Annotated in this window: 2 protein-coding genes; both read right to left on the bottom strand. The window is 37.0% G+C overall.

The genetic code is table 11. The annotated features are described in order from the left end of the window. A partial coding sequence (locus KHY58_RS09995; protein WP_278473254.1) for a DUF4446 family protein occupies positions 1-484 on the bottom strand: 484 nt, incomplete at its 3' end. A 211-nt stretch (positions 485-695) separates the two neighbouring features. Beyond that, the gene (hydF, locus tag KHY58_RS09990) at positions 696-2,003 is read right to left on the bottom strand and encodes a [FeFe] hydrogenase H-cluster maturation GTPase HydF (protein WP_278473253.1); all 1,308 of its coding nucleotides are present in this window, start codon (positions 2,001-2,003) and stop codon (positions 696-698) included. Between the last annotated feature and the right edge of the window lie 260 nt (positions 2,004-2,263).

Here is a 2,263-nt window from a genome sequence, read left to right as displayed (position 1 = left end):
TGGTACGTTCACCCAACGCTTCGTTCAAACTTTCTAATTCTTCTTGTGAAAGACTTACTAAACTTTTACCTTTCACAATAGGTTTACTAAAAATACGAGATTCGCTACGACCGTAAATACTAGAGATACAGATGCCATTATTGTTGCCATCTAGCAAGGTAAGCGCAAAGGACAGATCATTTCCGATATTTTCAAAGGCATTATACTTAATAAAGCCAATTTTTTGTATCGTATTACTCTGAATATTGCGGATTGCCACTTGCTCGGATAACAAGGACTCAAGGCCCTTCGCAGCATCGCGAATCTCACTAACCTCTACAGATAATTTACGTTCTAGGCTCGCACCATGCTCCCCTTGCATAAAGAAATCATATTTCTTTTTCAAGCTACCCAAACGGATGTGTAAGATTACACAATATACGAATAACACTATAACAAGAACGATGGTAACCATGCCTATCCACGGTTGAATCGATTCGAACATGTATTTTCCTTCCTATACAATCATCAAAACTCCAACAGTTAATTATACCACTCCTATTGTGAAAGTTAAATGACTGCATGCAATTTAATTTAATATATCTAATATTTAATATATCTAATATAGATAAATGATACCTATATAATAATGTATATAACAAGCATGTAATGTATATCTAAATGTATGTGTTACATACATATTACAATGCTATTTATCAGCCCTCTAGTTCGTCAACAAATGGGCTTATTGCTCGTTCTAGTATACCATGTAGAGCTGCTATGAGTACACCGTAATTTACAATAGGCGTACCTTGTACAACAGCGCATTCTATACGACGTAACACCTCACGACGTGTTAGCATACAAGCACCACAGTGGATGATCAAATCATACTGTGATACATCCTTCGGGAATGCTCCCCCACTAGTGAATTCTAACTGTAAATCTGTATAGCCTTGCTTCTTTAAAAGATTAGGTATTTTTACAGTCCCAATATCATCACATTGACGACGATGTGTACAACCTTCACTGATAAGTACCTTGGAACCAGCTTTCAAATTCTTAATAGCCTTAACACCAGCTACTAAATCCTGTAATTTTCCCTTGAACCGCGCCATCAAAATAGAAAAAGACGTCAACGGAATCAAAGCAGGTGTCAACTCATCAACTCTATCAAAGGCTTGGGAATCACAGATTACCATTTTAGGTGGATTCTTAAGAGAGTTAATCATAGAAGGTAACTCTTCTGTTTGGCATACTAACGCTAAACCTTTGTAATCGAGAATTTCTCGGATAGTTTGCACCTGTGGCAAGATGAGTCGTCCCTTTGGTGCGGCACTATCGATAGGACATACGAGAATAATCGTATCCCCCTCTTCAACTAAACCTTGTAAAAGAGTTTGCTCCCCTTCTACATCGAGTGGTGTTAAGCCACCTAATAAGTCAAGCAATTCTAATCGTTTCGCATCAGAGGTGAAATCAGCAGAACCAATGACAGTAACCAAATCGGATAAACCTGTATGGGCTGTTATATACTGCTCTCCCAGTATATCATTACCTACACTATCTTTAGAAGCATCTACACTACCTTTAGAAGCATCTACACTATCTTTAGACCCATCTAAATTATTTGTAGTCGCATTAATCTCATTAATAAAAAGTGCGACAGGTACATTATTTTGTTTCAAAAGACCTAACCAGTGCATATCATCGGAGGTTGGCTCTTCATCGGTGCGAAGCACATAAACAGCCAAGTTAATCTTTTTTATAACCTCTTCTGTTTTCTCCATGCGCAATGCACCTAATTCAGTTGTATCATCTATACCAGCAGTATCAGTAATCACCACAGGACCAAGTGGCAAGATTTCCATAGTTTTGCTTACAGGATCTGTTGTAGTCCCTGCCACATCGGATACTAACGATACAGGCTGATCAGTTAACATATTGATCAATGTAGACTTACCGGCATTACAACGGCCAAAAAAGCCAATATGTATGCGGTTTGCCTTAGGTGTTTGTTCCATAACCTATCCTTGTTACTTAACCTTCACATATATTACAAATATATTATAAAGCTTCTGATAAATTATCTAATAACTTGTCCTATTATTTATTATAATCTATTAGAATACAGTAAAAGCGCAGCCCGTAGACTACACTTTTACCGTAGATTGTTATTATTACTATTACGACTATTGCAATTACTATAGCTGTTACTATTACTAATGCAATTGCTTTTGCTTTTGCTTTTGCTTTTGCTTTTGCTTTTGCTTTTGCTTTTGCT

Source organism: Veillonella parvula, from assembly GCF_018366295.1.
GTDB lineage: Bacteria > Bacillota > Negativicutes > Veillonellales > Veillonellaceae > Veillonella > Veillonella parvula_P.
This window is presented reverse-complemented; position numbering and strand designations above follow the sequence as displayed.

Excerpts from the sequence above, each read along its gene's own strand:
- hydF (WP_278473253.1), bottom strand. The coding sequence starts at position 2,003 with ATGGAACAAACACCTAAGGCAAACCGCATACATATTGGCTTTTTTGGC.